We start from the raw sequence: 8,989 nt of genomic DNA on the forward strand, positions 1-8,989 counted from the left end.
GGAGGCAAAGCGTGCTGGTAGGGGACGGTTCTCGATCAGGCGCGCCCTCGATCCCTAACGTGCGGGAGTGATGCATGAACCCTGAAACCATCGATTCGCCTGCCTGCGGGCAGGTGACACACGCCGAGCCACTGAGCTGGCCCGATCATCACGTAGACCCGCAGGTACGCCTGTCTCTGCTCGACCCTGCGGGCAGTCTGCCGGTGGTGATCGAGCCGGTTGAAGCAGGTCTGGATCCGCTGAGTTGGGCGAGCCGTTATCGGGCCCGTATCGAGTCGTTACTGTGTCGGCACGGTGCGATTCTGTTTCGCGGATTCGGACTGGACACCGTTTCCCGGTTCGAAGATTTCGCCGAAGCCTTATCGCCGGGGCTGCATGGCGGTTATGGCGACCTTCCCAAAAAGGAGGGCGGACGTAATGTGTACCGTTCGACGCCTTATCCTGAACGGGAAATGATCCTGTATCACAACGAAAGCTCGCACCTTCAGAGCTGGCCGCGCAAGCAGTGGTTCTACTGCGAGCTGCCCTCGACGGTTGGCGGTGCCACACCTCTGGTGGACATCCGCCAGATGTTGCTGCAACTGCCTGACGAAGTGGTCAAGACGTTCGAGCGCAAGGCCCTGCGCTACAGCCGCACGTTCACGATGGGCGTCGAGCCGAGCTGGCAGGACTTTTTCGGCACCGAACTTGCGCACGAGGCCGAAGCACGGTGCCGCGAGCAGGGCACCGCCTTCGAATGGCTCGATGCCGACACGCTGCAGATCTATACCCACTGCCCGGCGGTGATCCATCATCCGGTGACCGGGCAGGCGGCATTTTTCAATCAGGTGCAACTGCATCATCCGTTCTGCCTGGGCGAAGAAATGCGCGAAGACTTGTTGGACATGTTCGGTGAGGACCGCATGCCGCGCATGGTCAGTTATGGCGATGGCACGCCTATCGAAGACGAGGTGATGGCGTTGGTGGGCGAAGCCTATGAGGCGTGCGCGGTCAGATTCGATTGGCAAAAGGGCGATCTGATCATGCTCGATAACATGCTTGTCGCTCATGCCCGCGACCCCTATCAGGAGCCCAGGCTCATTGCGGTTGCGATGGGCGAGATGACTGAGCGTGACGCAGTCTGGAAACCCACATGAGCGCCCGCGATTTTGCAGGCTTGTACTCGGAGTCAGGGACAGTCACGCGACACCTCGTCCGTACACTGGCTCAAAACGATTCGAGCCGTATTTCCCGATTGAGCCTCGACCTCCAGACAGCGAACAGCGTTCAGCGTTGCCGTCTGGGCGGTCCACGCAAGGATAGTGATCAATGAGCAACGAGCAAGAGAAAACGCCCGGTCCGGGGTCAGTCATGCGCCTGTTGTGGCGCAGCCATCCCTGGCTGACGGTGTTTACCCTGATTACCGGTGTCATCAGTGGTGTGGCTTCGATTGCAGTGGTCAGTGTCATCAACCAGGCAATCCATGTTGAAGGTTCACGCACTCACATTTTGTACTGGTTCATCGGGCTGAGCGCGGTCGCCTTGATATTCCGCAACGCCGCGGCGTTCTTCCCGGCTTACGCCAGCATGCGCATCATGACCCGCCTGCGCATTGCGCTGTGTCGCAAGATCCTCGGCACGCCGCTGGAGGAGGTTGACCGGCGCGGACCGGCCAACGTGCTGACAATGCTGACCAACGACATTCCGCAGCTCAATACCACGTTGATCGTGATGCCCACAGTGCTGGTGGAAACCACGGTATTTCTGTTCGGTATCGGCTACTTGGCCTATCTGTCGTGGGTGGTGCTGGCCCTGACGCTGAGCCTGATGGTCTTGGGCGTGGTGCTTTACCTGTTCTGTTTCAACAGTGGCGTCAAGGTGTCGAGTCGGGTGCGGGATGAATTCACCTCGTTCAACGAATACACCCACGCGCTGGTCTTCGGCCTCAAGGAACTGAAGCTCAACGGCATTCGCCGCGACTGGTTCAGCCATTCGGCCATTGGTGTCTCTTCGACACGGGTGGCGCGCTACAACTTTATCGAGCGGCTGTGGTTTACCGCGGGTGATAACGTCGGGCAACTGACGCTCTCGATCATGATCGGCTGCCTGCTGTTTGCCGCCCCTGCCGTGGCTGCGCTGGAGCCTGCGGTCCTGACCGCCAGCGTCCTGGCGGTGCTCTACATCATGGGCCCGCTCTCGCTGCTGGTGGCCGCCATGCCGGTTCTGGCTCAAGGGCGCGTTGCGAGCACCCGCCTGGCCCAGTTCGGTTTCGGCATCAACGACGATCACCCGCAGGTGGTCGAGGTTGATGCGCCCAAGCTGTTGCATTTTCCACAGAAGGCCTGGGATCGCATTTCCCTCAAAGGCGTGAAGATGGATTACCAGAATGCGGAGTCGGGTTCGGGTTTTGCGCTGGGGCCGGTCGATCTGGATATCCATGCCGGCGAGCTGATCTACATCGTCGGCGGCAATGGTTGCGGAAAGAGCACCCTGGCCAAGGTGCTGTGTGGTCTTTACATTCCGCAGTCAGGCCAGGTGCAGCTGGATGGCGTGGACGTGTGTGACAAGAATCGCAGCGCTTATCGGGATCAGTTCTCGGCGGTGTTTTCCGACTTCCACCTGTTCAATCGCCTGATCGGCCCTGACGAAAAGGAAGCCAGCACCGAGCTTGCACAGAAGTACCTGACCACGCTGGGCCTGGCCGACAAGATCAAGATCGAAGGCAGCGGTTATTCGACACTCAAGGCACTCTCTTACGGTCAGCAGAAGCGCCTGGCGCTGGTGTGCGCCTACCTGGAAGATCGTCCGATCTATGTGCTTGACGAGTGGGCTGCGGACCAGGATCCACCGTTCAAACGGTTCTTTTACGAAGAACTGCTGCCAGACCTCAAACGCCGTGGCAAAACGATCCTGATCATCACCCACGACGATCAATACTTTCAGTTGGCCGACCGTATCATCAAGCTTGCCGACGGCCAGATCGTCTCCGACGTCAATTGCACGATCCGCGACAAGCAAGCCTGACCTGTATCCTCATCACTTTGCCCGGCCTTCAGGTCGGGTTTTTTTTGCGCTGCATTTAACCGGCAGCAAACCTGTAAACGCGGTGCGCCTGCTACGCCCAAAGGCCTGCTGCGCAGTCCATCGCCGCCGTCGTAACCTCCGGGGGCTCCTACGAGCAGAAGAAAAAAAGCCGCCCCAGTGGGCGGCTGAAGGGGAAGCGGGTCAGTGTGTGTTACAGGCCGATGCCACAGAAGACTCGAAGCGCTCCAGCACCATGCCCACTTCCTGCTCGCTAATGGTCAGTGCGGGCAGAAACCGCAGAACGGCGCTGTGTCGGCCGCCGGTTTCGACCATTAAACCGTTTTCGAAGCAGTTGAGTTTGATTGTGCGGGCCAGTTTTGCGTGGCCTGGGCCGGTGCGGCCTTTTTCACGCGGGTGCGCAACCTCCACCCCCAGCATCAGCCCGCGCCCGCGCACCTCGACCAGCGCCGGATAGCGACTGGCGATGTCTTTAAGGCCGCTGGCCAGGATCTCGCCACGCGCAGCGGCCTGGGCTGCCAGGTTGTGTGACTGCACATGACGGATCGTCGCGGCGCCGGCCACCATTGCGATCTGGTTGCCTCGGAACGTACCGGCGTGCATACCGGCGCCCCAGGTATCCAGGTGTTCGGCGAATACGATCACCGACAAGGGATAGCCCCCGCCAATGGCCTTGGACAACACCAGGATGTCTGGCACGACGCCCGAATGATCGAGCGCAAACGTGCTGCCCGTTCGCCCCAGGCCCGTCTGCACTTCGTCGATGATCAGAAGGATTTCCTGCTCGCGGGTGATCTCGCGCAGTTCACGCAGCCAGGCCGCCGATGCTGGAATACAGCCACCTTCACCCTGAATCACTTCCACGATCACCGCAGCCGGTTTTTGCACGCCGCCTTCGGGGTCGGTGAGCACCGTGCGGATGTACTCGATGGACAACTGATCGGTATGTTGGCCGTCAGTGCCAAACGGACAGCGCAGCGCGTAAGGGAAGGGCAGGAAATGCGTGCCAGGGTTAACCGCGCCGACGTTCATCTTCGGCTTGAGGTTACCCATCGCCGACAACGCCCCGGCGGTCATGCCGTGGTAGCCGCCATGAAATGCCATCAGCGTGCTGCGCTGGGTGTAATGACGCGCCAGTTTGATGGCAGCCTCCACGGCGTCCGAACCACTGGGGCCGCAGAACAGAATCTTGCTGTTGTTGCGCATGGGTTCAGGCAGCGTTGAAAACAGCGCCTGCACGAACTCATGCTTGGCTGGCGTGGACAGGTCCAGCGCCTGTTGCAATTGTCCAGACTCAAAAAAGCGCATGACGGCCTCGCGCACCACCGCAGGGTTGTGACCCAGCGCCAGCGTACCGGCATTGGCCAGACAGTCCAGGTATTCCTGCCCCTGATCGTCCTTCAAACGTGAGCCGCTTCCGCTGACGAACAAACGCTGAAACGTCGCCGCGTAGGTCCTTGCATTGGATTCGACTTTTTTCAGATAGCTCAGCTCTTGCATAGTCGGGTACTCGTTTGCCTTGAGAAATGGCATCGGTGGCGAGGCCTGTGCGCGACTCGCGTGATGAGTGTCCGATTCTGCTGCACAGCGGATACAGCGACAATTTCCCGTACCGCAATGTCCCCGCTTTCCGCGCCAGACAGTGCAGGTGACAAACGCTTCAATAGCGCCGTGAAATGCAGTCGAGCGCCTGACCCAATGTCCGGGCATCAAGAGGACGCCATGGATATCTTCAAAGCGACAGCGCAACGGTCTCTGCCGCTCCTGTACGCGCTGATCGTGAGCGGGTGCGTGCTGGGCCCCGATTACCATCCCCCGCAGGTCAAGGTTCCCGAGCAGTGGCAGGCGCCGCTGCCGCACGGCGCCAGCATCAAGGCTTTGTCCGGCTGGTGGCAGCAATTCAACGACCCGCAGCTCGAACAACTGCTGCAATGGGCCGAAGCCGACAGCCCGACGCTGGATCAGGCCTGGGCCAATATTCAGCAGGCGCGTTCGACGCTTGCCGTCAGTGAGGCCAATGCCTCGCCCACCCTGAACGGCAACCTTGCACGCAACCGCACCGGCCAGCGCGATGACTCCACAAACCAGGCGTATTCCAGTTCATCGGCAGGCCTTGATGCCGCCTGGGAAATAGACCTCTTCGGCAAGTTTCGTCGCGACCGGGAAGCCTCCCGCAACCGCATTCAAGCCCGCGTCGATGACTGGCACGATGCCCGGGTATCGCTGGCCGCAGAAGTCGCCGATGACTATGTTCAATACCGTGGCTGTCAGCGGCTGGTCGATGCTTATCAGCAACAGCTCGATTCGCAACACCAGACCGCCAGTCTCACCGCCCTGTCCTTGAAGGCCGGTTTCACCGCGCCGGCGGACCTGGCCCTGACCGAGGCGTCCGCCGCCAGCAGCCAGTCAACCCTGATCAACCAGCGCAGCGAGTGCGACGTGCTGCTCAAACAGCTCACCCAACTGACCGGCGTTGACGAGCGACAGGTGCGTGACGCGTTGGGGCAGGGCGCTACGCAATTGCCGGTGCCCGCGCAGTTGCAGGTGCGCGCCATTCCGGCCGATCTGGTTCGCCAGCGCCCCGATCTGGCCTCGCGTGAGCGAGAACTGGCTGCGGCAAGTGCCGATATCGGTGTGGCTGAAGCCCAGCGCTGGCCCAGCCTGAGTCTGTCCGGTTCTTTCGCTGTGGGTGCCAGTAAAGGTCAGCTAATGCGCCAGTGGACGATAGGCCCGCTGTTGTCCTTGCCGCTGCTGGATGGCGGTCTGGGGCGTGCGACTGTCAACAGTGCCGAGGCGGCCTACGCAGCCGCGCTGGCTTCTTATAAGCAAACGCTGCGCACCTCGGTGGGCGAGGTCGAGCAGGCGCTGGTCCGGCTGGACGCTGCCCGGCGTCGCGAGGCCGATGTCGAGCGCGCCACCGAAGGTTACCGAACCTATTTTCTGGCGGTGGACAAAGCCTGGCAGGCCGGCGGTGTGAATATCCTGGACCGTGAAACGGCCCGGCGCACGGCCCTGGATGCACAGATCGAGCTGATTACCCTACAGCAGGAGCAGGTGCGTTACTGGATCGCACTCTATAAGGCGCTGGGTGGCGGCTGGCAGCAAGACGATGCCGGTTATCCCGTCGCACAGTCCGCAATCGGGGGGCGATCATGAATCCGCGACTGCGCAAGCTGCTCTGGATTCTCGCGGTCATGGGCGTCGCGTTGGCGCTGATCGTGATGGTGTATCGCAGGCCCGGCCCGGCCGCTGAGCCCGCCACACCTCCCAGTGCCCTCAGTGTCGAAATCACCCACGCACAGCCCCGTACCTGGCCTAACGAGGTGGCGGCAAACGGTCGCCTGCTGCCCTGGCAGGAAGCGGTGATCAGCGCCGAAACCGGGAGCCTGCGTATTGCCAGCATCGATGCCGACATCGGCGACCGGGTACGCAAAGGACAGGTGCTGGCAACGCTGGCCCAAGACAGCCTCCTGGCCGAGCAGAGCAGACAGCAGGCAACGGTGGCGCAGGCCAGTGTCAACCTGCGCAAGGCCCAGTCCGATCTGCGGCGCGCCGAGGTGGTTGGTGTGACCGGCGTGCTGTCCGGTCAGCAAACCGAGCAATACCACATCGCGGTAGACACGGCCCGAGCCGAGCTGGGTACGGCGACTGCCGATATGCAAAGCATCCGCATCAGAATGGGCCAGACGCGCATCGTGGCGGTGGACGACGGCATCGTTTCGTCGCGGGCCGCCTTGTTGGGCAATGTGGTCAGCGCCGGAACCGAACTGTTTCGCCTGGTGCGTGGAGGGCGGATCGAATGGCAGGCCGAGCTGGATGCGCGGCAATTGGCCCAGGTCCAGGCGGGACAGCCTGCGCACCTGACACTGCCGGACGGTCAGTCGGTCGAGGGTAAGGTCCGTCTGGTTTCGCCGATTATTGATAACAACACGGGGCGGGCGCTGGTCTACGTGGCGCTCGATGTCAAAAGCGCTGCACGTTCGGGCATGTACGCCAGCGGTCGTATCGAGCTGCTTCCCGCACCGGCGATGACGGTGCCGGACAGCGCCGTGATTCTGCGTGACGGTCGGTCCTGGGTGTTTGTCGTCGGGTCCGATGACCGCGCCTTGCAGCGCCAGGTAGAAGTGGGTCGTCGTCGCGACAATGCAGTGGAGATCGTTTCCGGTCTTGATCAACACGAGTCGATCGTGCGCTCCGGAGGCGCGTTCCTCAGTGACGGTGCCCATGTCACACCCGTGGAGACGGGGACCGTAACGCCATGACGCTTTCGTCCCTGTCGATCCGTTATCCGGTTCCGGCGCTCATGCTGTTTATCCTGCTGGGAGTGCTGGGCTTCATCGGCCTTGAGCGTCTGGGCATTCAGGACTATCCGGATCTTGACCTGCCGGTCGTGACCATCAGCGCTTCGCTGGAAGGGGCGGCTCCTGAGCAGCTGGAAACCGAGGTTGCCCGCAAGCTGGAGGATCGGCTGTCGTCGCTTCGATTGCTCAAGCACATGGCCACGACCATTACGTCGGGCAACGTCCAGATCAACGTCAGTTTCGCCATCGAGAAGGATGGCAATGAAGCGCTCAACGAAGTCCGCAACGCCGTGGACAGCACGATGGCGCAGTTGCCCGCCAGTCTGGACCCGCCGAGCGTGGCCCGGGTGACGACTTATGAAAAGCCGGTGCTGACCTACATGATCGATGCCCCGGGCATGGACGAAGAGGCGCTGTCCTGGTTTATCGATAATGAGTTGAGCAAGCATTTGCAGGAGGTCAAGGGGGTTGGCGAAGTACTGCGGATGGGCGGTGTGCGGCGCGAAATCCAGGTGGACCTGAACCCCATGATGATGTCCGGGCTGGCCCTGGGTGTCGACGATGTTCAGGCACCGCTCAAGGCGATGCAAATAGACAACTCCGGCGGCATGGCGCTGCTGGGCAGCGGCCGCATGGCGGTGCGCACCCTGGGCGGTATCGACGACCCGCAAAAACTGGGCGCCATCGACGTGCCGGTGGCTGATGGGCGTGCGTTCAAGCTCAATCAGCTGGCCAGCATTCGTGACTATCACGCCGAGCGTCAGTCGCTGGCCTTCCTCAACGGTCGGCCGATCGTGGGGATTCAGGTCATTCGCTCTCTGGGTTTTTCCGATGTCGACATGGCCGCCGCCATACGCGCAGCCGTGGCCAGCTTTGTCGCCAGCCATCCGGATGTGAGTTTGATGGAAATCAGCGACAGCTCGGCGTCGGTTCAAGAGAACTATCACGACTCGATGAATCTGCTATACGAGGGCATTTTGCTGGCCGTGCTCGTGGTCTGGTGGTTTCTGCGCGATTTTCGCGCCATGTTGATCGTCGCGACGGCGCTGCCGTTGTCGATCATCCCGACCTTCGGCCTGATGTACTTTGCAGGTTTCTCCCTCAATACCGTTTCGTTGCTCGCGCTGGCGTTGATCATCGGCATTCTGGTGGATGATGCCATCGTCGAGGTGGAAAACATCGCCCGTCACTTGCGCATGGGCAAGAACCCTCGCGAGGCGGCGATGGAGGCGGCCGACGAGATCGGACTGGCTGTCATCGCCACCACCGTGACGCTGGTAGCGGTCTTTCTGCCCACCGCGTTCATGGGCGGAGTGGCAGGCAAGCTGTTCGTGCAGTTCGGTGTGACAGCCTCGGCGGCATTGCTGTTTTCACTGCTAGTTGCACGACTGCTCACGCCGATGATGGCGGCCGCTTTTCTGAGGCCTATCAAACATGTCGAGCAGGACGGCTGGTTGATGCGGCGCTACCTGTCGTGTATTCGAAGCAGTTTGAAGTGGCGTAAGACCAGTATCGCGCTGGCGGGGCTGTTTTTTGCCGGTTCGCTGGCGTTGATCGGCTTTTTGCCCACCAGCTTCTTGCCCGCCCAGGACATCGCTCGATCAACCATCACCCTGGAATTGCCGCCCGGCACCACGCTGGAGCAGACGGCCGAGGTGGCACGCCAG

General features: G+C 61.4%; 6 protein-coding genes. 5 read left to right on the top strand and 1 reads right to left on the bottom strand.

The annotated features are described in order from the left end of the window. The first annotated feature begins 74 nt into the window (after positions 1-74). Together ALP40_RS22895 and ALP40_RS22900 are read left to right on the top strand one after the other, a co-directional pair. Positions 75-1,136 carry a TauD/TfdA family dioxygenase gene (locus ALP40_RS22895; protein ID WP_122210432.1) on the top strand — a complete coding sequence of 354 codons (1,062 nt, stop codon included), beginning with the start codon at positions 75-77 and terminating at the stop codon, positions 1,134-1,136. A gap of 172 nt (positions 1,137-1,308) precedes the next feature. Beyond that, complete coding sequence (locus tag ALP40_RS22900) at positions 1,309-3,003, top strand: cyclic peptide export ABC transporter (RefSeq protein ID WP_122210433.1); 1,695 nt, start codon at positions 1,309-1,311, stop codon at positions 3,001-3,003. A 201-nt stretch (positions 3,004-3,204) separates the two neighbouring features. On the opposite strand, the gene ALP40_RS22905 is transcribed toward ALP40_RS22900, so the two are convergent. After that, positions 3,205-4,521, bottom strand: coding sequence for a diaminobutyrate--2-oxoglutarate transaminase family protein (locus ALP40_RS22905; RefSeq protein WP_122210434.1), 1,317 nt, complete (start codon positions 4,519-4,521; stop codon positions 3,205-3,207). Between the two features lie 222 nt (positions 4,522-4,743). On the opposite strand from ALP40_RS22905, the gene ALP40_RS22910 reads away from it, so the two are divergent. The 3 genes from ALP40_RS22910 to ALP40_RS22920 all read left to right on the top strand — a co-directional run. Next, positions 4,744-6,177 carry an efflux transporter outer membrane subunit gene (locus tag ALP40_RS22910; RefSeq protein ID WP_122210435.1) on the top strand — a complete coding sequence of 478 codons (1,434 nt, stop codon included), beginning with the start codon at positions 4,744-4,746 and terminating at the stop codon, positions 6,175-6,177. Beyond that, positions 6,174-7,283 carry an efflux RND transporter periplasmic adaptor subunit gene (locus tag ALP40_RS22915; RefSeq protein WP_122210436.1) on the top strand — a complete coding sequence of 370 codons (1,110 nt, stop codon included), beginning with the start codon at positions 6,174-6,176 and terminating at the stop codon, positions 7,281-7,283. The genes ALP40_RS22910 and ALP40_RS22915 overlap by 4 nt, the downstream gene beginning before the upstream one ends. After that, positions 7,280-8,989 (top strand): efflux RND transporter permease subunit (locus ALP40_RS22920; protein WP_147478355.1); only part of this gene is annotated, 1,710 nt, incomplete at its 3' end. The genes ALP40_RS22915 and ALP40_RS22920, both read left to right, overlap by 4 nt.

This window comes from Pseudomonas viridiflava (assembly GCF_003702045.1).
GTDB classification, from domain to species: Bacteria; Pseudomonadota; Gammaproteobacteria; order Pseudomonadales; family Pseudomonadaceae; genus Aquipseudomonas; species Aquipseudomonas viridiflava_C.

What these genes read in the sequence shown, in the direction of transcription:
- ALP40_RS22895 (WP_122210432.1), top strand. Translation starts at nt 75, where the DNA reads ATGAACCCTGAAACCATCGATTCGCCTGCCTGCGGGCAGGTGACACAC.
- ALP40_RS22915 (WP_122210436.1), top strand. Translation starts at nt 6,174, where the DNA reads ATGAATCCGCGACTGCGCAAGCTGCTCTGGATTCTCGCGGTCATGGGC.
- ALP40_RS22905 (WP_122210434.1), bottom strand. Translation starts at nt 4,521, where the DNA reads ATGCAAGAGCTGAGCTATCTGAAAAAAGTCGAATCCAATGCAAGGACC.
- ALP40_RS22910 (WP_122210435.1), top strand. Translation starts at nt 4,744, where the DNA reads ATGGATATCTTCAAAGCGACAGCGCAACGGTCTCTGCCGCTCCTGTAC.
- ALP40_RS22900 (WP_122210433.1), top strand. Translation starts at nt 1,309, where the DNA reads ATGAGCAACGAGCAAGAGAAAACGCCCGGTCCGGGGTCAGTCATGCGC.